At 42.5% G+C, this 26,907-nt stretch carries 16 protein-coding genes and 2 pseudogenes; 17 read left to right on the forward strand and 1 reads right to left on the reverse strand.

Annotated features, from left to right (window positions below; translation table 11 throughout):
- Window positions 1-172 precede the first annotated feature (172 nt).
- The 13 genes and pseudogenes from ACT8YW_RS09455 to ACT8YW_RS09515 all read left to right on the forward strand — a co-directional run bounded on the left by ACT8YW_RS09455 (window position 173) and on the right by ACT8YW_RS09515 (window position 18,596).
- Window positions 173-553 (forward strand): thioesterase family protein, encoded by a 381-nt coding sequence (locus ACT8YW_RS09455; RefSeq protein WP_444104736.1) that lies wholly within the window; start codon window positions 173-175, stop codon window positions 551-553.
- 81 nt (window positions 554-634) lie between these two features.
- Window positions 635-1,537 (forward strand): cation diffusion facilitator family transporter, encoded by a 903-nt coding sequence (locus tag ACT8YW_RS09460; protein ID WP_444104737.1) that lies wholly within the window; start codon window positions 635-637, stop codon window positions 1,535-1,537.
- Window positions 1,538-1,637: 100 nt separating this feature from the next.
- Entirely contained in the window at window positions 1,638-4,703 is a 3,066-nt protein-coding gene (locus tag ACT8YW_RS09465) for a SusC/RagA family TonB-linked outer membrane protein (protein WP_444104738.1), read from the forward strand.
- A 12-nt stretch (window positions 4,704-4,715) separates the two neighbouring features.
- Complete coding sequence (locus ACT8YW_RS09470) at window positions 4,716-6,161, forward strand: RagB/SusD family nutrient uptake outer membrane protein (protein ID WP_444104739.1); 1,446 nt, start codon at window positions 4,716-4,718, stop codon at window positions 6,159-6,161.
- A gap of 28 nt (window positions 6,162-6,189) precedes the next feature.
- On the forward strand, window positions 6,190-7,401 hold the full coding sequence (locus ACT8YW_RS09475; protein WP_444104740.1) for a DUF4929 family protein: 1,212 nt from the start codon (window positions 6,190-6,192) through the stop codon (window positions 7,399-7,401).
- Complete coding sequence (locus ACT8YW_RS09480) at window positions 7,388-10,252, forward strand: insulinase family protein (protein WP_444104741.1); 2,865 nt, start codon at window positions 7,388-7,390, stop codon at window positions 10,250-10,252. The genes ACT8YW_RS09475 and ACT8YW_RS09480 overlap by 14 nt, the downstream gene beginning before the upstream one ends.
- Window positions 10,253-10,292: 40 nt before the next feature.
- Window positions 10,293-11,132, forward strand: a complete 840-nt coding sequence (locus ACT8YW_RS09485) for a ChaN family lipoprotein (protein ID WP_444104753.1) — start codon at window positions 10,293-10,295, stop codon at window positions 11,130-11,132.
- A gap of 106 nt (window positions 11,133-11,238) precedes the next feature.
- Complete coding sequence (locus ACT8YW_RS09490) at window positions 11,239-12,837, forward strand: aspartate:alanine exchanger family transporter (RefSeq protein ID WP_004300141.1); 1,599 nt, start codon at window positions 11,239-11,241, stop codon at window positions 12,835-12,837.
- Window positions 12,838-12,883: 46 nt separating this feature from the next.
- On the forward strand, window positions 12,884-13,264 hold the full coding sequence (locus ACT8YW_RS09495) for a hypothetical protein (protein WP_004317845.1): 381 nt from the start codon (window positions 12,884-12,886) through the stop codon (window positions 13,262-13,264).
- 84 nt (window positions 13,265-13,348) lie between these two features.
- Window positions 13,349-14,011, forward strand: a pseudogene (locus tag ACT8YW_RS09500) (TonB-dependent receptor); the annotation flags it as partial.
- Window positions 14,012-14,395: 384 nt separating this feature from the next.
- Window positions 14,396-15,676, forward strand: a pseudogene (locus tag ACT8YW_RS09505) (TonB-dependent receptor plug domain-containing protein); the annotation flags it as partial.
- Window positions 15,677-15,801: 125 nt separating this feature from the next.
- Entirely contained in the window at window positions 15,802-16,143 is a 342-nt protein-coding gene (locus ACT8YW_RS09510; protein ID WP_444104742.1) for a hypothetical protein, read from the forward strand.
- A 113-nt stretch (window positions 16,144-16,256) separates the two neighbouring features.
- The gene (locus ACT8YW_RS09515) at window positions 16,257-18,596 is read left to right on the forward strand and encodes a TonB-dependent receptor (RefSeq protein WP_444104743.1); all 2,340 of its coding nucleotides are present in this window, start codon (window positions 16,257-16,259) and stop codon (window positions 18,594-18,596) included.
- A 291-nt stretch (window positions 18,597-18,887) separates the two neighbouring features.
- Here ACT8YW_RS09515 and ACT8YW_RS09520 read toward each other — a convergent pair whose 3' ends face one another.
- The gene (locus ACT8YW_RS09520) at window positions 18,888-19,802 is read right to left on the reverse strand and encodes a cation diffusion facilitator family transporter (protein ID WP_418702475.1); all 915 of its coding nucleotides are present in this window, start codon (window positions 19,800-19,802) and stop codon (window positions 18,888-18,890) included.
- A 184-nt stretch (window positions 19,803-19,986) separates the two neighbouring features.
- Between ACT8YW_RS09520 and ACT8YW_RS09525 the strand changes: the two genes are divergently transcribed.
- From ACT8YW_RS09525 to ACT8YW_RS09540, 4 genes are all read left to right on the forward strand, one after another.
- Window positions 19,987-22,293 (forward strand): family 20 glycosylhydrolase, encoded by a 2,307-nt coding sequence (locus ACT8YW_RS09525; protein ID WP_444104744.1) that lies wholly within the window; start codon window positions 19,987-19,989, stop codon window positions 22,291-22,293.
- Window positions 22,294-22,605: 312 nt separating this feature from the next.
- A complete protein-coding gene (locus ACT8YW_RS09530) occupies window positions 22,606-24,378 on the forward strand; it encodes an ABC transporter ATP-binding protein (protein WP_444104745.1) in 1,773 nt (590 codons plus the stop codon).
- On the forward strand, window positions 24,371-26,110 hold the full coding sequence (locus ACT8YW_RS09535) for an ABC transporter ATP-binding protein (protein WP_444104746.1): 1,740 nt from the start codon (window positions 24,371-24,373) through the stop codon (window positions 26,108-26,110). Before ACT8YW_RS09530 ends, ACT8YW_RS09535 begins: the two co-directional genes overlap by 8 nt.
- A 14-nt stretch (window positions 26,111-26,124) precedes the next feature.
- The gene (locus ACT8YW_RS09540; protein ID WP_444104747.1) at window positions 26,125-26,733 is read left to right on the forward strand and encodes a TetR/AcrR family transcriptional regulator; all 609 of its coding nucleotides are present in this window, start codon (window positions 26,125-26,127) and stop codon (window positions 26,731-26,733) included.
- Window positions 26,734-26,907: the final 174 nt, after the last annotated feature.

Consider the following 26,907-nt stretch of genomic DNA (forward strand, 5'->3'; position numbering starts at 1 on the left):
TGAAGAAGACTTGGGACGCCGGACTATCTTTCAAGAAATATGCCTAGAACCAATGGCATATACAACAGAGATGATTACGATACTTTTGGCTTTCTTAGCTCTGTTGGTCTTTCTATTTTATCAGTCTGCTAAAAAGAAGAATAGTCATAACTAAAATTTAGAATCAGAAATTATGTTAGAAAAAGGATTGCAATTTATAAAGGAAGTAGTGGTTAAACCGGAAAATTTGGCAGTGGCAATGGGATCGGGGAATCTCCCTGTCCTTGCTACTCCCGCTATGGTAGCATTCATGGAAAATGCAGCTTTGTCTGCTGTTGAAAATCAATTACCGGAAGGCAGTACAACGGTAGGAGCAATGATTCAGACTACACATCTTAAACCCACTGCATTGGGAGACACGATTCTTGTAACAGCTACACTTCTTGAGGTAGAAGGACGAAAGTTGACATTTTCCGTAGTAGCCTCTGATTCACAGGGTAAAATTGGTGAAGGAACACATATACGCTATGTGGTAGACCGGAATAAGTTTATGGAAAAACTTGCCAGTCGTTAATACTGCCAAAAGTGGAAAGGGATGAACTAATCTCCTGGTTAGATGTTTTTTATATAATTAGATATAATAACAATATATAATATGGAACCTCATCATCACCACGAACATAGTCACCGGTTGACATCGCTCAATAAAGCTTTTATCATAGGCATCGCTCTGAATATAACTTTTGTCATAGTAGAATTCGGAGTAGGGTTTTATTATAATTCTTTGGGGTTACTTTCCGATGCCGGGCATAATTTGGGTGATGTAGCCAGTCTAGTACTTGCCATGTTGGCCTTCCGGTTGGAGAAAGTTCACTCTAATAGTCGTTACACGTATGGATATAAGAAGAGTACGATACTTGTTTCTTTATTAAATGCAGTTATACTGTTGATTGCTGTTGGCATTATTATTGCCGAGAGTATAGACAAATTATTTCATCCGGTTTCGGTTGATGGTTCCGCTATCGCATGGACAGCTGGGGTGGGAGTGGTCATCAATGTGCTTACTGCATGGCTTTTCATGAAAGATAAAGATAAGGATCTGAATGTGAAGGGAGCCTACTTGCACATGGCAGCAGATACACTGGTATCTGTCGGTGTAGTTGTTTCCGGTATTATTATTACGTATACAGGATGGAGCATCATTGACCCGATTATCGGACTTGGCATTGCTGTTATTATTATTGTCTCTACCTGGGGATTGCTTCATGACAGTCTCCGGTTGTCTTTGGATGGAGTACCAGTGGGGATAGACGCTCAAAAGATACAGCAACTTATCGTGGAACAACCCGGCGTGGAGAATTGTCATCACTTGCATATTTGGGCGTTAAGCACAACGGAAACCGCTCTGACTGCCCATGTTGTCATTGATGACGTAGAGAGAATGGAAGAGATCAAATGTTCAATTAAAAACAGGTTGGGAGAAGCGGGTATTCATCATGTGACACTCGAATTTGAAGATAGAGGTATCTCCTGTGAAACTAAAAATAACTATTGTTAGGTATTACTAAGAAATAATATAGCAATTTGTTGTGATTGTCCGGGCTGCATTAAGTATTTAATTTTGCGGTCCGGATAATTGTTTATAACAAAACGCTAAAATGAGAGCATTTATTATTTCTTTTTTTGTAGTTATTTTCATTTCTGCCATTAGTTTTCAAGCTACCTATGCCCAACAAAAAGACATTGTGTTGACCGGTATGGTCACAGATCATCAGGGAGAACCGCTTCCTGGCGCTACGGTTCGTATTGGAAATACTCAATTTGGTACGGTGACTGATGCTAACGGACGTTATCTGTTGCGTGGAAGATGGAAAAAAGGAGACATGATTATCTTCTCCTTTATCGGGATGAAAGATGTCCGCGAAAAGTATACGGGACAGAATGTACAGGATGCAGCTATGCAGCAGGATGCCAAGTCATTGGATGAGGTGGTTGTGGTGGCGCGGCAGAATATCAACGAGTTGGATATTCGTGCAAAATCCGGTGTAGTGCAGAATGTAGATATGGGACGTTTGAATAGCAAGCCTATGATTGATATGTCGTTAGCATTGCAAGGAAGTGTTCCCGGGCTGATTGTTACCAATACAGGTGATTTGGGCTCGAAGCCGAAAATTCGTATTCGTGGAAACTCATCTTTCCGTGAAGGGGATGCTGCAAATGAACCACTATATGTAATGGACGGACAGGTAATCTCATCCGAGGCCTTTATGACCCTTAACCCAGCGGACATTAAAGAAATTAAGGTGTTGAAAGATGCTGTGGCATGTGCCTTGTATGGTATCAAAGCCGCTAATGGAGTAATAGAAATCACTTCCTTGCGCGGGAATCCCGATGGACGTACAACTACCAGTTACAGTTTCAATATGGGTATTACTACTCGTGGACGCAGGGGAGTCGAGATGATGGATACGGATGAGAAACTGGAATTGGAGCGCCGATTACAAAATCGTTCTACTCCCGGTTATCGGTACAGTGAGGATTATTACAGGAAGTATTTCGCCAATGATCCGAATTTGAACCAAATGATAGTCGAAGGGCAGGGAATACTCGATTCTTTGCGCACCATTCATACTGACTGGTTCGACGAACTGATTCATTTAAATACCTATCAACGTCATAATCTGAGTGTCAGAGGCGGATCGGAAAAAACGTCTTATTATGTATCAGCCAATTATGCCCAGCAAGGAGGGCGTGTGCCGGGGAATGATACACATCGCTTTACTGCCACTATGAGTCTTGACCAGCAACTGGGTAGGGTGGGATATTTGTCATTAAGTGCCAATGCGGGATATTCAGAAACAGATACGCCGAATGGAAGTTCATATTCTCCTACCGATTTGATCTATCAACTCAATCCTTATGAAACAAAGACGGGAAAATTAGTTTCTTTTTTTAATGAAACTTCAGATTACACTTATAATGATTTGCTAAGTCAGTACAACAGTAAATCGACAGATAAACGCGGTGGAGTAAGCGGGAGTTTGAATTTGGAACCTCTGAAAGGATTGAGCATCGATGCTGTAGCAGGTATTGATATGCTTTTGAATGAAGGCATGACGTTGGTGCCTTCTACTTCTATCAGCGAACGAAACAGCGGGGTGGATAAAGCAGAGCGTGGAAAGCTCTCCAAAGAGAAAAACGTGACAACGAATGTTTCATCTAATGTCCGCATCACTTATAATAAGATATTTGCGGAGAAACATGATTTTACTATTGGCGGGAATATGGACTATTATATGACAGATGCGGATAATGTTTCTATTACAGGATATGGAGTGGGTACACAAATGTCACCATCCGCTATTAACCAGTCTATTTCCGGCAACAGAAAACCAGTGGTCGGTTCTTATAAAGAAAAGACTGCCCAACTGGGGTTGGGACTGGTGATGGGATATAGTTTTGATAATACTTACGATCTTTTCGCAACCTACAAAGCAGACGCTTCTTCTATTCTTCCTGAATCCAAACGTTGGAATGCCGCATGGGCTATCGGTTTGGGGTGGACGATCAGCCAGTATCCTTTTCTAAAAGATAATAATGTAATTTCTCGCTTGAACTTGAAGGCTTCTTACGGACGAATGGCTAATCTGGCGGGAGTGTCTGCTTCATCAACGATTGGTACTTTTTCTTATTCGACTGATTATTATGGAAATGCACGTCTCCTGCAGTTGCTCGCACTTTATAATACCGATCTGAAAGCGGAGCAGACGGCATCTACGGATATTAGTTTGTCGGTTGAACTATTCAAACGTCTGACTTTGGACGCCAACATTTACCGGCGTGAGACAAGTGATGCTTTGCTTGATGTACCGGTTCCGTTGTCTAATGGATTCAGCACGATGAAACGCAATATTGGCGTGCTGCGCAATGAAGGCTATGAATTGAGCGCTTCCCTGAAAGTTCTTGATACTTCTGATTGGCGTCTTTCGCTACGCGGATCACTGGCGTACAATCGTAATAAGGTAGTCGATTTGTATTATGCCGATCGCTTATATGCAAGTGAAGAAGCTATTATTCCTGATTATGAGGTCGGAAAATCGTATGATATGATTTATGGATTGAAGTCGTTGGGTATTAACCCGATTACAGGCCTTCCCGTATTTCAGGGAGCAGACGGGCGCGAAATACCAGCCACGGAAAATCCGTCGAAAGAGAACATTGTAGCTTTGGGTCATGCGACCCCTCCTTACAGTGGTATATTCAATTTAAGTTTTTCTTATCGTGATTTTGATTTGGATATGGATTTCTATTATGTATTTGGCGGAGTTAAATCTTATAGTTATTCATACGTCCGCTCTTCTGATGACGCTAATAAAAATGCCATAAAAGGGCAATTGCAGAATATGTGGTTTGAGAAAGGAGATGAAGGTAAGACGTACCATTCTCCTTTTTACAGTTCTTCGGCTATCGCCTCACTGGATTATCCGAATACGGAAACTGTTGGAAAGAGTGATTATCTGAAACTGTCAATGGTGTCATTGCGCTATCGTGTTCCGCACACATTTCTGGAGAAGAACTGTAATTTCATTAAATATGCCAACGTTGCTTTCCAGGCATCCAATCTGTTTATGATTACTCCTTATAAGGAGTCTGATCCGGAAACAGGTTCGTTGGCGGGTACGATGCAGCCGGTGTTAACCATTAATTTGAGTTTGACTTTCTAAACATGGATGGATATGATGATTGTAAAAATGATAAATAAAAGTCGGATCAAAACTGTGATAGGCAGTCTTTTCCTGACACTTTGTTTCACTGCCTGCTCATTGAATATTCCGTATGAAAATCAGTTTTCGGATCCGGATGCCATAACAATGCCGAATACTGCCCGTGAGTTGTTGGCTACTGCTTACAAGCAGTTGCCAAGTCCGGAATTTGACTTATCGGTATTAGGAGATGATTTTGAAACAACTTCCTGGATTTCCCGGGATGCGAGTTTGAATAATCTTTATAAATGGCAGACGCAACCCATAGAAGATCTCGCCGTTTCCATCTGGTCTGACTATTATGCAGCGGTAGCTATAGCGAATGCAGTGTTGGAACGTGTAGATGGCATATCGGTATCTACAACTGAAGAGACGAAAGAACTGCAAGCAGTGGTGAGCGAAGCGAAATTGTTGAAAGCTTATTGCTACTTCAATCTTCTCCGGCTTTTTGCACCGGATTATGAAGACGGGCCGGAAAAGGATGGAATCATATTGAAGGATCAGCTGGAATTGGGATTTCTGTATCGGTCGAGCATTGAGGAATGTGTGACTGCTATTCGTGAGTTGCTCAAGGAGGCCTTGACGGTGGAGAACAATCCTTCGGATGTTTATTGGTTTTCACAGTATAGCGGTTATTATATGTGGGCGGAATTGGAACTGTATGCTCATAATTATGAGCAGGCGGCAGAGTATGCGCAAAAGGTGATCGATGAAAAAGGCGGCTATAATGTGCTTGGTGAAACGGTGTATGCTACATTATGGAGCAATTCGTCCTGTGCAGAACGGGTATTTTCTTTGTTTACAAACAGCAGCTATTATACCGGTATAAATTATGATACACATAAAGGGGATTACATGACAGTGAATAGTTCCCTGATAACCTTGTATGCTGATGGAGATATTCGTTCGGGAGCATCTGTATTTACCAAAGAAATGACGGATGATGCATTGGGCAACACGACGATGGAGAATTGTTTGGGTAAATATAATAAAATGAACTGGGAGAAGATAGAGCCGCAATATATCAACAAATATCGTGTGGCTGGTGCCTGTTTTATTCTGGCGGAAGCATACTGTCGTGACGGAAAGGGGCACGATGAACAAGCTGTCGGGGTGATGAACCGGTATTTGGAACAGCGTAATGCCACTTTGCTGGATACGCAGTTGTCCGGCGAGCCGCTACTAAAGGCTATCTTTCAGGAAAAATGGAAAGAGTTTGTAGGAGAGGGGGAACGCTATTTTGATTTGAAGCGATGTCGTAAGGGAGTACTGTCCGATTGGAATACTTCCGGTACGATGGCAACAGACAAACGTGTTCAGGCGGATGATTACCGTTGGACTTTCCCCATTCCGAGAGGAGAATATCTATATAATGAGAATGTATCACAGAATGAAGGTTGGACAAAAATAGAGAACTGATAATTTTAATTATAAACGAATCAATAAAATGAAAAAAGAAATGAAGAAACTGTTTGTTTATACAATGGGAATGTTCCTGTTGTCTCTTGTCACATCGTGTGGAGATGATAAAGAAGATACCGGGTATACAGGCGTTAATAAGATTTATTTATCTGCAGAAAATCCGGTGATTGAAGAAGCGGAAGCAACTCCCCTGACGGTAAATGTTGATCTTACTACAGCTTGTGAGCAGGATGTTACACTTAATTTTGAGGTATTGGATGACGAAGCCGGTATTTTAAAACTGGTAAATAATCCGGTGACTATTCAGGCCGGTCAGAAGAAAGCGACTTTCCAAGTTGTATCCAATCAGAAAAATCTGTTGGCTGTAGATACTTATTTTCAGATTGGCATTTCTACTATTCCTGTAGAGAATATGGCTTTGAATGCAGTGTTAAGTGTGCGTGTGAACCCCGATCCACAAATACCGGAACTTTCCGAAGAACAATTGGCACTGATTGAAGGCTATAAAACTAAATATAACATTGATTTGACAGACTGGCTGGGAATCGTTTCTTGTCATACAGTGGTGAATAGTCCTGCAGGTGGTAGTACGACTCCTTTTGCTTCTGAATTTGAGAAGGTTTTGGATGGAAAAACCATTGTGACATTGAGTGAGCAGTCTACTGCGGAACTTCCGGTATTGAAGATGGTTGATAACCCTATGGGATTGACAGAATATTGGTTTTGGGTATTAAGACAGGAAACGATAGAAAATGATGAATATTGGTATGATGAGAATGCCGGACCTGATTATGCGAGAATAATGAAGTTATTAAAATGGGATAAGAATAATCCGGGAGCCTTTGCCATGTCTTTGGATGGCATTAAATTGACAGGAATATCAGGAGAAGTAGCCAATCTTGACTTTTTAGGAGAAAAGAGTAAAGGTGTTGATGAAAAAAGTTACCCTGTTGTACCTTTTACGTATGTGTTTAGTCCTTGGGAATATCAGAAAGAATTGATTGCAGAAGGGAATTCGGATGCTATCGAATTGAAGGAAGCAGACGGGACTGCAGATCCCGATCATTATTTAATGCTATCTTCTGTGACAGAGGATGAGTGGGGAGATGAATTGAATTTTGTAGCTCCGGAAGGGAAGATTGATTTTACAGCTAGGAAGATGACTTTTCAATTTGTTGTGGATCATTATTTGGCAGGAGGATATACTCGTGTAACAGTGACCTATGAGAAGAAATAATAAACACTTGTATAAGTATGTTTCCATAGCAGCTATTTTAATAGCTGCTATGTGTGTGTATATACCTGTGTATGCGCAATCTGCTCCGATTTCCCTTCCAAAAGGAACTGTAGAGGGATATTTGCCTAACGGACTGCATTATTTAATATTAAAAAACGCTGTTCCTGCTTCAAGGGTAGAGTTTCGTTTGATTATGCGTGTCGGTTCTGTTCAGGAAACGGAGAATCAGAAAGGATGTGCTCATTTCCTCGAACACATGGCATTTGGTGGAACCAAGCATTTCCCCAAACGTTCATTGGTGAGTTATCTGGAATCTAAGGGAGTGAAATACGGTATTGATATCAATGCTTTCACAGGCTACGATCGTACTATCTATATGTTTGCTGTCCCCACAGATCATGGGGAGGAGGCTGTTGTTGACAGTTCGTTGTTGATTATACGCGACTGGCTCGACGGAATATCTTTTCTTCCGGAGAAAGTGGAGAATGAGAAAGGAATCATTCTGGAGGAATTGAGAAGTTATGATCTCAATGATGATTTCTATCAGTTGAAGATTGGACAGGGTGTTTTTGGAAATCATATACCTTTGGGTACTGCCGATGATATTCGTAAAGTGACTCCTCAAGTACTCAAAGAATATTACAATAAATGGTATATTCCTTCACTAGCTACATTAGTGGTAGTGGGAGATATTTCTCCCAATGAGATAGAGGCTAAGATAAAAGCGAGTTTCTCTTCATTAAAGAAACGGGTGGCTAAAGATTTCCGCATTTATCCGTTGGAGTATGCGAAAGGTATTCAAATATCGGAAGTAAGAGATTCGTTGCGTAACCATACGAAAGTGGAGTTGATGATTCCTCATCCTTGTATGGTTGAACGCACTATAAACGATGCTGTCAAGAAAGAAACCGGACGTTTACTGCTTCGGGCAATAACACAGCGCTTTCGAGGGCGTCACATCAAAGCGGATCTATCTGATTCCTGGTATTTGAGCGATAAGAATCATTGGGTATTGGCAGTAGAGGGAAATGACAGGAGCGAAATACTAAGTATTATAACTACTGCCGTAGCCGAATTAAACTGTTTGATTCGTGAAGGATGGGACAAGGAGGAACTGGCAGATGTCCGTACACAATTCTGCGATCAGCTAGCTGATCGCAATCCTGACGATGCGCGTTCTTCTATTTATTTCTGTGATGATTTTACTGATTATGTAATATCAGGTGATCGTTATATGACTGCCCCGGCGGAGCGGAAGCAATTGAAAGAAGCCATGTTACATGTGCAAAATAACGATTTGCAATTACTGCTAAAAGAATGGCTTACTTATCAGAAGCAAGCTATGCTTGTTACCTGTAATTCTCATCCGGGTTTGGGAATGCCATTGACAAAACAGGAAATAGCTGAAGCGTGGGCAGAAGGTGAGCGGGCAGCATGTACACCTTATACTTATGTTCGCCAGGAAGAGAAAGAGGAAGTGCCGGTAGAAACACCCGCTTGTTTGGCTATTCGCCCTCCTTTTGATGCTACGATGATTGCTCATATCAATGTCTATAATGAAATGGGGGTTAGAGAAGTAAAGCTGAAAAATGGCATTCGTTTAATAATGAAGCCCACACAGGATTCTGACAGCACCTTGTATCTGACTTCTTTCGCTCCACTCGGCACTTCTTCCTTGTCCGACGAAGAATATCCTTTGTTAGAAGGTGTTGGAGGATATATCGATATGGGAGGTCTTGCGAAAGTAGACGGTCAAATTTTTTCCGAATATCTTTTTCAGAAAGAAATGTCAATCACTGTAGCTATGGAAAATCATTGGCATGGTTTTATGGGAATGTCTTCCACTGCTAATGCACCGGAATTCTTCAACTTGATTTATGAGAAGATTTTTGATCCTGAACTGAAATACGAAGATTTTGAAGAGATACGTCAGGGATTGATGCAGAATGAAGGGAAAGAAACCATGTTGGAGAAAATGCTGAAAAGAGATTCAGGGCGTCAGTTGTCTGCCCGTATCAATGAATTGATGGGAGCATCTATTACGCGTCCATCTATTCGCTCTTTTGCAGAACGGTTGAACCTCGATTCTATAGCCGGATTTTATAAGAAATTGTATACACGTCCCGAAGGAACTACGTATGTTGTATGTGGTAGTTTCAATCCGGATTCGCTCATGCGCCAGTTTGTGTCTGTATTCGGAAGAATTCCGGTTTCAGGAAATACGGTACAATACTCTTATCCTAATTTTGAATTGCCGGATAAAACCCTTATAGAGGGATTTCCTAATGATAACGAGACGCAAACCTTGTTTGATTATTTACTTTACGGTCATTACCAGCCTTGCCAAAAGAACACACTCATGTTGAAATTGATGCGAGATGTAATTCGTAACCGCCTGATTTCGGTCTTGCGTGAGCGGGAGTCATTGGTCTATTCTCCTTATATTTCATTGTTTTATGAAGGAATCCCGTGGGGTACATTCTACTTTGACATAAATGCTTCTGCTGATAATCGGAATATGGGGCAGATAGATCGTTTGCTGAAAGAAATTCTTCAGAGGCTAAAGGAAGAAGAAGTAGATATACAGGAATTACAAACCATCAAGCGCTCTTTCCTCTTGGCAAAACGTGAAGCATTGAATGAAAAATCACCGGCAGCATGGCGTACCACACTAGTCGGATTACTTAAAAATGGGGAATCATTAGCTGACTTTGAACAATACGAACAATGTCTTGATGAGATAACTCCGGTTGAGTTGCGTAAAGCTTTCAAAGAATGGATTGACTTGGATAATTATGTGCTATTATATTTGAGTAATAATAAATTAAAGAATGAAACAACAAATGATTAGGCGTTTATTAGTTATATTTTTGGGGTGTTTTTGCCTGCAAATGGTTACCTGTGCACAGGTAGGAGTGGACAAGCCTGCTTACGTGTTATATGATAATGCGGGGAAAGCAATTACTTACAGCCAGTTGATAAAGCAACTGGGAAAGTATGATGTCGTTTTCCTAGGAGAGATGCATAATTGCCCTATCACTCACTGGATGGAATTTGAAATAACCCGTTCCCTTTACCATATTCATAAGGACAAACTGATGTTGGGAGAAGAAATGATGGAGAGCGATAACCAACTGATCCTGAATGAATATTTGCAGCGTAAAATTTCTTATGATCGTTTTGAAGAAGAGGCTCGTTTGTGGCCTAATTATAGTACGGATTATTCTCCGGTAGTCTATTTTGCTAAAGAGAATAAGATTCCGTTTATTGCCACAAATGTACCCCGCCGTTATGCCAATGCTGTGAAAAATGGAGGACTTGAAGTGCTGGATTCACTATCAGATGAGGCTAAAAAATATATTGCCCCTTTGCCCATTTCTTTCAATTATGATGAAAAGGAGAGTGAGGCAGCTTTTAGCATGATGAATATGATGGGAGGACAAAAATCCGGAGATAATTATAAGTTGGCACAGGCACAGGCTGTAAAGGATGCTACAATGGGGTGGTTTATTGCTCACAATATGAAAGACAAATTTCTGCATATTAATGGAAGCTATCATTCCGATTGGAAAGGTGGGATTATTCCCTATCTACTTCAATATCGTCCCGGGACAAGCGTTGTGACGGTTACTTCCGTACGTCAGGAAAATATGGATAAACTGGATGAAGAAAATAAAGGTCGTGCGGATTTCTATATCTGTGTACCGGAAGATATGGTAACCAGCTATTAAGAAAGTGAAGGAATTATTAGTAAAACTCATAAAAGTCTCCACGATGCTGTGCGTCTGGAGACTTTTTTGTACCTTCGCGCCCTTAAACTAACTAACCTTTATTTTTATGTTTACTGACTTGTTGCATTCCTCTTATTTTTCCCTTTTCCTGATTGTCGCATTAGGGTTTATGCTGGGAAGAATAAAAATCAGAGGATTATCTCTCGATGTGTCGGCAGTTATTTTCATTGCCCTTCTTTTCGGGCATTTTGGTGTTATCATTCCTAAAGAATTAGGAAACTTCGGTTTGGTGCTCTTCATTTTTACCATCGGTATTCAGGCAGGGCCCGGATTCTTCGATTCTTTCCGCAGTAAAGGAAAGACGCTCATTCTCATTACTATGCTTATTATTTGTTCCGCCTGTCTGACCGCAGTCGGGTTAAAGTACGCATTTGATATTGATACACCGAGTATTGTCGGTCTGATTGCCGGTGCGTTGACCAGTACACCGGGTTTGGCAGTTGCTATCGACAGTACCAATTCTCCTTTGGCATCCATTGCTTACGGTATCGCATATCCGTTTGGAGTAATCGGCGTGATTCTGTTTGTCAAACTGTTACCTAAAATTATGCGGGTAGATTTGGATAAAGAAGCCCGTCGCCTGGAGATAGAACGTCGCGGACAATTTCCAGAACTGACTACTTGTATCTACCGTGTCACCAATTCACATGTGTTCAACCGTAACCTGATGCAAATTAATGCACGCGGTATGACGGGCGCTGTTATTTCCCGTCTGAAGCACAATGATGAAATATCTATTCCTACAGCCCATACAGTGCTGCGTGAAGGAGACTACATACAAGCCGTAGGTAGCGAAGAATCATTGAATCAGCTTGCTGTGTTAATCGGTAAGAGAGAAGAAGGCGAACTGCCTTTGGATAAAACGCAGGAAATAGAATCTTTACTGTTGACCAAAAAGGACATGATAAATAAACAACTGGGTGATTTGAACTTACAGAAAAACTTTGGTTGTACAGTGACTCGTGTCCGTCGAAGCGGTATTGATTTGTCTCCATCTCCAGATCTCGCTTTGAAGTTTGGTGATAAATTGATGGTTGTCGGTGAGAAAGAAGGACTTAAAGGAGTAGCCCGCCTGCTGGGTAACAATGCGAAGAAACTGTCTGATACGGATTTCTTCCCCATTGCGATGGGTATTGTACTGGGAGTGCTGTTCGGCAAAATAAATATATCTTTCTCTGATAGTCTGTCATTCTCTCCGGGACTGACCGGCGGAGTGCTGATGGTAGCCCTTGTGTTGAGTGCGATTGGTAAGACAGGCCCCATCATCTGGTCTATGTCCGGACCTGCCAATCAGTTGTTGCGCCAGTTAGGTCTGCTTCTTTTTCTAGCCGAAGTAGGAACTTCTGCCGGTAAGAATCTGGTAGCCACTTTCCAGGAAAGCGGATTGCTGATGTTCGGAGTAGGAGCTGCCATCACATTGATACCGATGCTTGTAGCAGCTATTGTCGGACGTCTGGTATTTAAAATCAGTCTGCTTGATTTGCTGGGAACGATAACGGGAGGTATGACGAGTACTCCGGGACTTGCAGCTGCCGATTCAATGGTGGACAGTAACATACCGAGCGTAGCTTACGCAACTGTTTATCCGATTGCCATGGTATTTCTGATTCTGTTTATTCAAATCATAGCTTCGGCAGTATATTAACAGAATTTTGTAGATTCATTGATTGTTAAATAAATAGTTCGTATCTTTGCCGCCTCAAAGAAAAAATGAGGTGAAACGATTGTTATTGAATATTACACGCTACTTCTTACCGATACTGTTTGTGTCGTATCTGGTAAGCTTCACATTCTTTGCCCACGTGCATGTGGTCAATGGCGTGACAATCGTCCATTCACACCCGTTTAAGAAAGGGGCGGCACATAAACACTCTACAGTCGAACTGCTACTGATTCATTTTCTGTCTCATTTAACGGCAGACGGTGCAGCCGTAGTTTTTGCTCTTTCCCTTTTTATTCCTTTCTTATTGTATTTGTTGCTCGGCCGTTCACCGTATGCTCACTATCACTGTCCGTATCATGGGGTAGTGGGACTTAGAGCACCTCCGGCTATTCGTTTCTCCATTCTTTGAATGATGATACCGTACCTTGCATGAGGTAGGGCATTATCTGTCTATCCATGTGAATACTTATCGAAAACGAATAACAAACGAAAAATGAAGAAATACATCTTTTCGCTTGTCTGCTTGTGCTGCGCATTGTTGCCTGCCCTTGAAGGACAAGCTCATGAATATCCTAATCATCCTGAATTACGTAAGTCAGATGCCAATATCGTTGGCCATATTCTTGATAAAAACACCAAAGAACACTTGCCCTATATAACAGTCGCCTTGAAAGGTACTACCATCGGAACGGTAACCGATGCTACCGGGCATTATTTCTTGAAGAATCTTCCCGAAGGCAATTTTGTGCTCGAAGTTAGTTCGGTGGGGTATAAAACCGTCAGACGGAATGTGACGCTGAAGAAAGGGCGCACATTGGAAGAAGATTTCGAGATAGAAGAAGATGCAGTTGCCTTGGATGGCGTAGTAGTATCTGCCAATCGTAACGAGACTACCCGTCGCCTGGCTCCGACACTGGTGAATGTGGTGGATCTGAAAATCTTTGAGAATACCAATTCTACGACTTTGGCACAAGGATTGAGCTTTCAGCCGGGTGTCCGTGTAGAGTCTAATTGTCAGAATTGCGGCTTCCAGCAAGTGCGTATCAATGGACTGGATGGCCCTTATACGCAAATCCTGCTCGATTCCCGTCCCATTTTTAGTGCACTTTCCGGTGTGTATGGCATCGAGCAGATTCCTGCCAGCATGATAGAACGTGTGGAAGTGATGCGTGGAGGCGGATCTGCTTTGTTCGGCTCGTCTGCTATTGCCGGAACAATCAATATCATTACCAAAGAACCGATGCGCAATTCCGGTATGTTATCGCATACCATTACAGGTATTGGTGATGGCGATGCTTTTGATAACAGTACGGCGCTGAATGCATCACTTGTGACGGACGACCAGCGTGCCGGTTTGTATATCTTCGGTCAGAATCGTCATCGTTCTGCGTATGACCATGATGGTGACGGATATTCTGAAATCCCCAAGATACACGGCCAGACCATCGGTTTCCGTTCATTTCTGAAAACAACGACATATTCGAAACTAACTTTTGAATATCACCACATGGAAGAATTCCGTAGGGGAGGAGACTTGTTGAACCGTCCACCTCACGAAGCGAATGTAGCGGAACAGACCGAACACTCGATCAATGGTGGAGGACTGAAATTTGATTATTTCTCTCCTAACGAGAAACATCGTTTCAATGTGTTTGCATCAGCGCAGCATATCAATCGTGATAGCTATTATGGACCGGGTGATAGAGATCCGTTAGATGCTTACGGAAATACTACCGATTTAAACTGGATGGCAGGATCGCAATATGTCTATAGTTTCGGAAAATGTATCTTCATGCCTGCTGACCTGACTGCCGGAATAGAATTCAATCAGGATAAACTGGAAGACAATATGTGGGGATACCACCGTACAGTAGACCAAAAAGTGAATATCGGTAGTGCTTTCTTTCAGAATGAATGGAAGAATGAGCATTGGGGATTTCTGATTGGCGGTCGTTTGGATAAACATAACCTGATTGACCATGTGATATTCAGTCCGCGTGCCAATCTGCGTTATAATCCGACGGAAAATATCAATCTTCGTTTCAGCTACTCATCCGGCTTCCGTGCTCCGCAGGCTTTCGACGAGGATTTGCATGTGGAGAATGTAGGCGGTAATGTGGCGATGGTTGAACTGGCCGATAATCTGAAAGAAGAAAGATCACAGAGCTTGAGTGCTTCGGCAGATATTTATCATCGTTTTGGTGCGTTTCAGGTTAACTTTTTGGTAGAAGGATTTTATACAAAGTTATCAGATGTATTTGCCCTTACCGACGGAGAGGTAGTGGATGGAATCCTGACACGTACACGCTACAATGCACCGGGAGCCCGTGTGATGGGACTGACATTGGAAGGAAAGATGGCGTATCTGACTAAATTCCAGGTTCAGGCAGGAGTCACCCTGCAACAGAGCCATTATAGCGAACCGCATGTATGGAACAAAGAAGCTCCGGCTGTAAAGAAAATGATGCGTACACCGAATACTTACGGTTATTTTACAGCAACCTATACCCCGATAAAACCATTATCTATCGCTCTTTCCGGTACATATACCGGTTCGATGCTGGTTCCCCACGAACCTGTTCCGGGATTCCTTGAAAAACCGATAACGGTGAATACGAAGGACTTCTTCGATATCGGTTTGAAGGCTGCCTATGATTTCAAACTTTACAAGTCGATGAACTTGCAGGTGAATGCCGGTGTACAGAATATTTTCAATGCCTACCAGAACGACTTCGACAAAGGGGCTGACCGTGACTCCGGTTATATCTATGGTCCGTCATTGCCGAGAAGTTTCTTTGCTGGAGTGAAGATAAGTTATTAAAATTCGGTTAAGATTTAAAATCGTTATAAATAGGGATTGTTTTGCATGGAGACAATCCTTATCTTTGCAAAAAAACAAACTAAACCCTGACTTAGGTGCACAGAATAAATGTGTAAGATGACCGAATGAAACAATTGTACCTACATATAATGAAGTGGTTTCTGCCTGTACTGTTTATCTCGTACATGGCAGGAATCACTTTGTTTACTCACTCCCATGTGGTCAACGGAGTTACAATTGTCCATTCACATCCATTTAAAAAAGGCAGCGAACATAGCCATACGACGGTTGAATTCCAACTAATTCATCTCTTGAGCCATGTGTTGGTGACCGACAGCGGTTTGATACCAACATTCTCTGTTGCTGCTTTATCTCTATTATGCATCCTGTTTCTCCGCCCGCAAATTGAGCAATTTCACCGTTCTTGTCCGGGCGTAATATCTCTTAGAGCACCTCCTATCGCTTAGTCTATCTTTTTGGGGGAACAGTGTTAATGTATTAGGATCAACGATTAATGATCGCTGCTTCCCTTTCCCTTTATTATTATTTTTCGAATTAAAACATTAAAAGACTAACGACAATGAAGAAATATCTTTTAGTCCTGGTCGGCCTGTGCTGTGTCTTGTCATACGCATTGGCTGAACGTCCGGACTACCCTGAACTGAAGAAATCCGATGCGAATATAATAGGTCATGTACTGGATAAAAAAACGAAAGAACATCTTCCGTACATCACTATCGCACTGAAAGGAACGACCATAGGAACCGTGACCGATGCTACTGGGCATTATTTTTTGAAGAATTTGCCGGAAGGAAATTTTATACTGGAAGTTAGTTCAGTAGGTTACAAGACAGTGACCCGCAACGTAACTTTGAAAAAAGGAAAGACACTGGAAGAAGATTTTGAAATAGAAGAGGATGCGATTGCTCTCGACGGAGTAGTAGTTTCCGCCAACCGGAGTGAAACGACACGTCGTATGGCTCCTACTTTGGTGAATGTCGTCGACCTGAAACTCTTTGAAACAACCAACTCTTCCACTTTATCACAAGGATTGAACTTCCAGCCCGGAGTGCGTGTAGAGACAAATTGCCAGAATTGTGGCTTCCAGCAAGTCCGTATCAATGGTCTGGACGGACCATATACGCAAATTCTGATAGATTCGCGCCCCGTATTCAGTGCCCTTTCCGGAGTGTATGGACTGGAACAGATTCCTGCCAGCATGATTGAACGTGTAGAAGTGATGCGTGGGGGAGGCTCCGCCTTGTTCGGCTCTTCGGCTATTGCAGGAACCATTAATATAATCACCAAAGAGCCTTTGCGCAATTCCGGTCAGCTGTCGCACACCATAACTTCTTTAGGAGGAAGCTCCTCATTCGATAACAACACCTCACTGAATGCTTCATTGGTGACGGACGATCATCGTGCCGGATTGTATATCTTTGGTCAGAACCGTTATCGGTCGGGATATGATTATGACGGAGACGGATTTACCGAACTGCCCAAATTGAAGAATCAGACAGTGGGTTTCCGCTCTTATCTGAAAACAAGTACTTATTCCAAACTGACCTTTGAATATCACCACATGCAGGAATTTCGTCGTGGAGGGGATATGTTGAACCGTCCTCCTCACGAAGCGCATATTGCGGAGCAGTTGCAACATTCTATTGATGGTGGAAGTTTGAAATTCGATTATTTCTCTCCGGATGAAAAGAACCGTCTAAGTGTCTTTGCATCGGCTGCCAATACAGACCGGGACAGCTATTACGGACCGGGTAACGATCCTCTGAAAGCCTATGGAAAGACAACGGATTTAACCGCTATGGGTGGTGCACAATACGTACATACGTTTGACAAGTGCATTTTTATGCCTTCTGATCTCACAGCAGGGCTTGAATATAACCATGACCGCCTAAAAGATAACATGTGGGGATATGACCGTCACACGGATCAGACGGTGAATATTTACAGTGCTTTTCTGCAGAACGAATGGAAGAACGACCGTTGGGGGATTCTGATTGGTGGTCGTCTGGATAAACATAATATGGTGGATAATGTAATCTTTAGTCCCCGTGCCAACTTGCGTTTTAACCCGACACAGAATATTAACCTGCGTTTAAGCTATTCTTCCGGATTTCGTGCTCCGCAGGCTTTTGATGAGGATATGCATATTGAAAATGTGGGCGGAACAGTGGCTATGATCGAGCGTGCAAAGGATTTGAAAGAAGAGAAATCCCAAAGTTTCAGTGCTTCTGCAGATATGTATCATCGTTTCGGAGCATTCCAGACGAATTTGTTGATTGAGGGTTTTTATACAAGACTGACCGATGTTTTTGTATTGGGCGAACCTTACGACCGTGGTGATGGTATATTAGTGAAACCACGTAGTAATGGCCCCGGTGCTAAAGTGATGGGATTGACACTGGAAGGTAAAGTGGCTTATCTTTCTATCCTGCAAATACAAGCGGGATTAACTTTACAACGTAGCCGGTACGATGAACCGCATAAGTGGCATGACGATGCACCGGCAGAAAAGAAGATTTTCCGTACTCCCGATACATACGGTTATTTCACTGCCACTTATACTCCCATCAAACCTTTATCTATCGCTTTGTCGGGAACCTATACCGGCAGGATGTTAGTGCAACGTATGGATATCACCGCCGAGAATGCCGAACTGGGTGAAATGCCTGAAAGAAAAGCGGAAGCAATCAGAACACCTCGTTTCTTTGATTTGGGAGTGAAGTTGGCTTATGATTTCAAGTTATATAAAACAGTTGATTTGCAATTAAACGGTGGAGTTCAGAATATTTTTGAGTCTTATCAGAAGGACTTTGACAGAGGAGCTAACCGGGATTCCGGTTATATTTACGGCCCTTCTTTGCCGAGAAGTTTCTTTGCCGGAGTAAAGATCAGCTATTAATCGGTCATAAAAATAGTTTCCCGGCACGGTACTTTTTGTTTCCGGTGTTGAAACACTTTGTTCCAAGCCTTGAAACTTTTAGTTTCAAGCGGCTGAAACTAATATGTCGTATAGAGACCTGTTCTTTTCTCCTTGTTAATCATTGATTGATCGGGCGGTGATAGGTGATAGATGCGGTGATAGGTTGCAAACAACCTGTCACCACCCCTGAAATCCCCATGAATAAGAGCTTTTGGAAGTGTCGGTGATAGGTGATAGAGGAAAGTGAAAAAAACTCTGTGTAGAGATGGATCAAACCATATCTTTATCGACCCCGAATTTTTCTCCTGTCTGACATTTACCGGCAGGTTCCACATGTACCAGAATGTCGTATACATTATCTACCGAATTAATGATGCTCTTCTCCACTGCATCGGCAATCTCATGGGCTTGCGTGATCGTGATTTGTGGATTCACTTCTATATCAAGGGTAATCATATAGAGATTCCCTATCATTCGTGACCGGACGCGATGCGGATTACTGGCACCGGGCACTTTCTCTACAGCCTCGAATATCTTATTATATACATTGACATCTTTCACCCCGTCCATTAGCTCCACATTGGAATCAATGAAGATGCTGATGGAAGATTTGATGATAAAGAGACTGATTATCAATCCTGTTATCGAATCGAGTATCGGCAATTTGAAGATAAAAGTAAATATCAATCCTAACAAAACACTGGTTGAAATGACAACATCATTACGCATATTGATAGCGTTTGCCGTGAGCATGGAACTGTTGATCTTCTTTCCCTGTTTGTACTGGTATGAAGCCAGTAAGAGTTTACCGATAATAGAAAATATAGTGACATAGATGGCGATAGCCGATGGTATCTCTTTCACTTCATCTGAAAAGATGTTTTTAGTGGATGATAGCAACATTTGTACACCGGCATAAAATATCACGAGGGATAGAATCTTTGTTGCGATCCCTTCCGCTTTCTCATATCCGAATACATACTTCTTTGAAGGAGGGCGGTTGATGAGGCGTGCCGTAAAAATCATAACGATAGAGATCACGACGTCGGTTGCCGAGTCGATACCGTCGCCGACTACGGCTAAACTACCGGCAAATAAACCGATTATGATTTTGGATGCGGACAGGATTGCATTGCCAATTGTGCTGATCCACGAGGTTGTGATTAGTATTTTCTCTCTTGACATTGAAGTGACTCTTTATAATTGTTTGTAATGGGATTGGGGAGCAAAGATAAACATTAATAGGAGTCTGTGATATGAAGTCGCAAAAAACTTTTTCTGCCTTTTTAGTAGTTTATACGTTTTAGTTGTATTATATATAGATGGTCAATTAAAAACAGGACAATTAATTTATTAAATAGTTAACCGCATGTTCAATAAACTAAGTAGCTCTTTTCTCATTGTGTCAGCTTGTATTTTTTCTTCTTGCACGCCTACCGTCAAGCAAGAGATTGCAATCTTACCTACCCCCGTTAGTCTGACCGAGCAGTCTGGCTCGTTTGTTTTAAAAGATGGAATGAAGATTGGGGTTTCCGATCAGTCCTTGTTTCCGGCTGTCGGGTATCTGCAGGAGATTCTTCGGAATGTCATATCGTCTTCTGTTGAAGTCACTACCGATCAGAATCAGGTAGATATGTATTTCCAGTTGAAAGATACCCGTGGAAAGCCCGGCTCTTATAAACTTGAGTCTACACCGGAGTCTGTTCGGGTAGAGGCAACTGACTATTCGGGCTTTATTTCTGCGATTACTACTATTCGCCAGTTGCTTCCTGCAACGATAGAAGTACAGGGAGAAAAACAAACTTATTCGATTCCTGCCGTGCAAATAGAAGATGCCCCCCGTTTTGAATGGCGTGGATTTATGCTGGATGCTTCCCGCCATTTCTGGAATAAGAATGAGGTGAAGCATGTGTTGGATCTGATGTCTTTGTATAAACTTAATAAGTTCCACTGGCACCTGTCCGACGATCAAGGTTGGCGTATAGAGATCGAGAAGTACCCGTTGCTTACGGAAAAAGGGGCCTGGCGTAAATTCAATACGCAGGATCGTACCTGTATGGCACGTGCGAAAGAGGAAGATAATACCGATTTCCTGATTCCGGAAGATAAGATACGCATTGTGGAAGGAGATACGCTGTATGGAGGCTATTATACTCACGATGATATCAAAGAAATTGTAGCCTATGCTGCACAAAGAGGAATTGATGTCATTCCCGAGATTGATATGCCGGGACATTTCTTGGCGGCTATCGGTCAATATCCGGAATTGGCGTGCGACGGATTAATCGGGTGGGGGGAAACATTCTCTTCTCCTATCTGTCCGGGTAAAGATACAACGCTGGAGTTTTGTAGGAATGTGTTCAAAGAAATTTTCGAGCTTTTCCCTTATGAATATGTGCACATGGGTGGTGATGAAGTGGAGAAAGCCAATTGGAAGAAATGTCCTCTCTGTCAGAAACGTATTCGTACGGAAAAACTGGGTTCAGTAGAAGAGCTTCAGGCATGGTTTGTACGTGACATGGAGAAATTCTTCCTTGCCAACGGAAAGAAACTTATTGGTTGGGATGAAGTGGTAACCGACGGATTATCTTCCGATGCTGCTATTACATGGTGGAGAAGTTGGGCGAAAGACGCGTTGCCTACGGCGACCGCACAAAAGCAGAAAGTGATTGCTTGTCCGAATGAATATTTCTATTTCGATTATGCGCAGGATCAGAATTCAGTAAAGAAAATACTCGCGTACGATCCGTGTGTGGACGATCGGTTATCGCCGGAACAGAAGAAATATGTCTGGGGTGTGCAGGCTAATCTTTGGGCTGAATGGATTCCGACAATGAAACGCATTGAATATCTGATTGTTCCCCGTATGATTGCATTGAGCGAAATAGCCTGGGTAGAGCCGGCTGCTAAACCAAGCCTTAAAGAGTTTTATCATCAGCTTGTTCCGCAGTTTAAACGGATGGATGTGATGAGGGTAAATTATCGTGTGCCCGATTTGCAGGGATTCTATAAAGTGAATGCATTTATTGATGAAACAGCAGTTGACTTGACTTGCCCGTTGCCCGGCACTGAAATACGCTATACGACAGATGGAAGTATGCCTACCAAGGAATCAGCTCTTTATGACGGTGCTTTGGAAGTGGAGGAGACTACCGATTTTGCTTTCCGTACTTTCCGTCCGGATGGTTCTCCATCGGATGTGGTGCGTACCAAGTATGTAAAGGCTCCTTATGCGGAGGCGGTGACTGCTCCGGCTGCTTTGCAGTCCGGCTTGAAAGCAGTATGGCACGATTTTCGTGGTAATCTTTGTGCGGATATTGAAGCAGCTCCTGTCAAAGGGGAGTATGTGGTGGAATCGGTATCTATTCCCGAAGAGGTGAAAGGAAATATCGGTCTGGTGTTGACCGGCTATCTGGAAGTTCCTGACGATGGTATCTATACATTTGCCCTTCTTTCGGACGACGGTAGCACATTGATGCTCGACGGTGAATTGTTGGGAGATAATGATGGAGCACATTCGCCAGTGGAGATTATTGTGCAGAAGGCATTGAAAGCCGGGCTTCATCCGATAGAGGTGCGTTACTTCGATTGTAACGGAGGAGTATTGCAGATGGAACTGGTGAATGAAAAAGGTGAAAAAGAAGTATTGCCAAGTACGTGGCTGAAACATGAATAACTATTCTGTTGTTTCAATCGTTACTTATTTGTTATAGTCTGAATAGCAAATTTCATTATTTTTAGGTATTGTTCGTCTTGCCGGTGAGCCGTACCTTTGCAGAAAATAATTGAAAACTTATGCGAATCAGTGAGAGACGAGTTGAGATTAATCATATATCAAAGGTGTACATGCACCGGATTGAATGGGATGAAGAGAGCTTATAGAAATATAAGCTCTCTTTTTTTTTGAACGATTTCGAATATTGTTCTTTTTTGAAAACAAGCGATAAGTTAAATGATTGTCGAACTTAATATAGATTGAACGTACGTTATGAGTACATTGAAAAAACTTCAGAACTACATGGGTAAACGGAAAGTGCTTTTGCCTGCGGCAATGCTACTGTCTGCCCTAAGTGCCCTGGCGGGCATGTTGCCTTATATTCTTATTTGGCTGATTGTGAGAGAACTGCTTGAATACGGAGAGATAACCTCTTCCGGTAATGTGGTGACGTATGCCTGGTGGGCGGCAGGCATGGCCGTGGCGAGTATCGTCCTTTATTTTGCCGCCTTGATGTCTTCGCATCTTGCAGCTTTTCGGGTTGAATCGAATTTGCGCAAAGAAGCCATGCGCCAGATAGTGCGTATGCCTCTCGGTTTCTTTGACATTAATACGAGCGGACGTATCCGTAAGATTATAGATGACAATGCAGGGGTTACCCATAGTTTTCTGGCACATCAGTTGCCCGACCTTGCGGCTACTTTTCTAGTGCCGTTGGTAGCTGTCATACTGATTTTTATGTTCGACTGGATACTCGGTCTGGCATGTATCGTTCCTGTAATTATTGCCATGCTGGTTATGGGATTTATGATGAATGCGGAGGGACGGCAGTTTATGAAAAGCTACATGACTTCTCTGGAGGAAATGAATACCGAAGCTGTAGAGTATGTGAGAGGAATTCCCGTAGTGAAGGTTTTCCAGCAGACCATTTACTCTTTCAAGAACTTTCATCGCTGTATCATGAATTATAATAAAATGGTATTCGGCTATACACGAATGTGGGAGAAGCCGATGTCGCTCTATACCGTTATTATCAATGGCTTTGTGTTTTTCCTTGCTCCGTTGGCTATTTTGCTGATCGGTTATTCTGGTAATTATGCATCGGTATTACTTAATTTCTTCCTATTTGTTCTCATTACTCCCGTATTCTCCCAAAGTATCATGAAAAGTATGTATCTCAATCAGGCTTTGGGGCAGGCGAGTGAGGCCATCGGACGTCTTGAAAATCTGGTTGCTTATGAGCACCTGACTGTTGTAGCGCATCCACAACCGGTAAAGGAATTCAGTATTCAGTTCGAAAAGGTTTCCTTCAGCTATCCGGGAGCTAATCAAAAGGCGGTGGATGATATCAGTTTCACCATTCCGCAAGGAAGGACAGTAGCTCTTGTCGGAGCTTCAGGCGGAGGGAAAACGACAATTGCCCGTCTTGTTCCCCGTTTCTGGGAGGCAACAGAAGGGAAGGTTTTAATAGGTGGCATCAATGTAAGAGAAATCGCCCCTGAAGAACTGATGAAACATATTTCTTTTGTGTTTCAGAATACAAAGCTATTTAAGACTTCTTTGCTTGAAAATATCAAATATGGTAATCCCAACGCGACAATGGAGGAAGTGGAACGGGCAGTAGATATGGCACAATGCCGGGAAATTATCAATAAACTTCCGCTCGGACTAAATACAAAGATCGGTACAGAAGGAACGTATCTCTCCGGCGGGGAACAACAACGAATCGTGCTCGCACGTGCGATACTGAAAAATGCCCCCATCATCGTACTGGACGAAGCGACTGCTTTTGCCGATCCCGAAAATGAGCATCTGATTCAGCAAGCCCTGAAAGAACTGACAAAAGGAAAAACCGTATTGATGATTGCCCACCGTCTTTCAAGCATCACGGATGCCGATAATATTCTTGTGATTGACAAGGGTAAGATTGCGGAACAAGGCACACATGCCAAACTGCTTGAAAAACAAGGTATCTATTATAATATGTGGAATGAATACCAGCAATCCGTTCGCTGGACAATAGGAAAGGAGGTTTCTAATGATTGAAGTAATAAAAAGACGTTTTGCCCTTTCAACTAAAGGAGCAAAAGATTTCTGTAAAGGTGTGTTTTTCACTACACTGCTAGATATTGTATTGATGTTGCCGGTGGTATTTGTTTTTCTCTTTCTTGAGGAATATCTTCGTCCGGTGTTTCAGCCTTCGGCTTCGGTGACGCATGGTATTCTCTACTATAGCATACTCGGCATTGTCTTTATGATAGTCATGTATATATTTGCGGTATTGCAATATCGTAGCACCTATACCACCGTTTATGATGAGAGTGCGAACCGGCGTATCTCACTAGCGGAAAAACTCCGTAAGTTGCCTCTGGCTTTCTTCGGCGAAAAGAATCTTTCCGACCTTACCGCCACGATTATGGATGACTGCACTGATCTCGAACATACTTTCTCGCATGCGGTTCCCCAGTTGTTTGCTTCCATTATCAGCATTCTGCTTATTACCGTCGGTATGGCATTTTATAACTGGCAGTTGACGATTGCTTTGTTCTGGGTAGTGCCGCTTGCCGCCGCAATTCTTCTTTTCTCGAAGAAGGAAATACAGAAAAGCAATGAAAGTAATTATCTGAACAAGCGAATGGTGACTGAACATATTCAAGAAGGACTTGATACTATTCAGGAGATAAAATCTTATAATCAGGAGAGGGACTATCTGGAAAAATTGGATGCAAGCATCGATACCTATGAAAAGGTACTGACCCGTAATGAACTGGTGCTCGGCATATTGGTAAACGGTTCCCAAAGTGTATTGAAACTCGGCTTGGCAAGCGTCATTATCGTCGGTGCCAATCTCTTGGCTTCGGGGACAATCGATTTGTTTACCTATCTTATATTTATGGTGATCGGCTCGCGTGTATATGCTCCGATCAGCGAGGTGATGAATAATATTGCCGCTTTGTTCTATCTGGATGTGCGTATCAGCAGAATGAATGAGATGGAAGCATTGCCGGTACAGCATGGAACTACCGATTTTACTCCTAAAGGCTATGACATCGAGTTTCAGCAGGTAGACTTTGCTTATGAGCAGGGAAAACAAATATTGAAGAACTTGTCCTTTACTGCCCGACAAGGCGAAAAAACAGCTTTGGTCGGTCCTTCGGGCAGTGGCAAGAGTACGGCAGCCAGGTTGGCAGCACGTTTTTGGGATATTCAGTCGGGAAAGATTACCCTCGGCGGACAGGATATCAGCCGGATTGATCCTGAAACGTTACTGACGAACTATTCCGTTGTTTTTCAGGAAGTAGTTCTTTTTAATGCTTCCATCATGGATAATATCCGTATTGGCAAACGGGATGCTACGGATGAGGAAGTCCGGAGAGTTGCCCGCCTGGCACAATGTGATGAGTTTGTCACTAAAATGCCGCAGGGATATCAGACGATTATCGGTGAGAACGGGGAAACATTGTCAGGTGGTGAGCGGCAGCGTATTTCCATCGCCCGCGCTTTGTTGAAGGATGCTCCAATTGTTTTGCTGGATGAGGCTACTGCTTCGCTCGATGTGGAAAATGAAACCAAGATACAGGCAGGCATATCGGAATTGGTACGTAACAAAACAGTACTGATTATTGCGCACCGTATGCGAACCGTTGCCAATGCCGACAAAATTGTAGTATTGGAGAATGGAAGTGTTGCTGAAATGGGAACACCGGAGGAATTGAAAAAGAAAAATGGTATATTTGCCCGGATGGTGAACAGACAGGTTACAAATATGAATGGATAAATAGCAGTGATACTATGCAGTTTTTGAAAGGAGATATACAAGAGCGAATCTTGAAGGTAGCCGAAGAAGTGTTTCTGGAAAAGGGATACAAGGATGCCTCTATGCGTGAAATAGCTTCGAGGGCAGGGGTGACGGTGAGTAATATCTATCATTATTTCACCAATAAAGATGAGATATTCCGTACGATTCTGAAACCGGTATTGAATGATCTGTATGCTATGATTTATAATCATGATGCCGATCAGATGACAATCGATGTCTTTATGGATTCGGATTACCAGAAAACATCTGTACGGGAATATATCAGATTAGTCTCTGAACATCGTGACCGTTTACGGCTGCTGCTTTTTCAGGCACAAGGTTCTGCTTTGGAGAACTTCCGTTCCGAATATACGGATTTGATGACGCGTACGATTTCTGTCTTTTTTCAAGGAATGAAACAGAAATATCCGCATATCAATATAGCAATAACCAATTTTTTCATTCACTTGAATACGGTATGGTTGTTTGCCTTACTCGAAGAGTTGGTGTTGCATCCTGTGAAGAAGGAGGAGATGGAGAAGTTTATAGCGGAGTATATCGTTTTCGAAACGGCTGGTTGGAAAGAGCTCATGAATGCATGAGCTCTCTCACTTTATTCTCTTACTGATATAAAAAACGTCCGGCTTTCACAAGCCGGACGTCCTTGCCTCTTTTAGAATATGTCATCTATTCATATTCCAAAATGAATACATTATATGGTTTTTTCAACTTAACAACCAAATAAAAGAAATGCGGGTGAATCACTTCGGCCGATT

Origin of the sequence: Bacteroides sp. (genome assembly GCF_052357945.1) — a bacterium.
Classification (GTDB): domain Bacteria; phylum Bacteroidota; class Bacteroidia; order Bacteroidales; family Bacteroidaceae; genus Bacteroides.